At 47.0% G+C, this 283-nt stretch carries 1 protein-coding gene; it reads left to right on the top strand.

Features of this window, described 5'->3' with window-relative positions; all coding sequences use genetic code 11:
- On the top strand, positions 1-283 hold a 283-nt coding region (locus N0M92_RS29270), incomplete at both ends, for an IS110 family transposase (protein ID WP_260289042.1).

The raw sequence follows: 283 nt of genomic DNA, 5'->3' as shown, positions 1-283 counted from the left end.
AGAAGCTGGGGATCTGAGTGGGTTCGCTCACGGGAATGCGCTCCTTCGTCATGCAGGATTGCATCTCGCTGAAGCAAGCTCTGGGAAATGGAAAGGCCAAATTGTTCTTTCCAAACGTGGAAGATCACGCCTGCGGCGTTACCTCTTCCTTGCGACCATGAGTCTGGTGATGAATAACCCTGAGTTTAAAGCCCTACACTCGAATAATGTTAAAGTGAAGAAGATAAAGAAAATGAAATCCATCATGAAACTTTGTGGAAAACTCGCCCGTATCCTAGTAGGG

Origin of the sequence: Peribacillus aracenensis (assembly GCF_025175645.1) — a bacterium.
Lineage (GTDB): Bacteria > Bacillota > Bacilli > Bacillales > DSM-1321 > Peribacillus > Peribacillus aracenensis.
The sequence above is the reverse complement of the archived record's forward strand: the minus strand, read 5'-3'. Positions and strand labels throughout refer to the sequence as shown.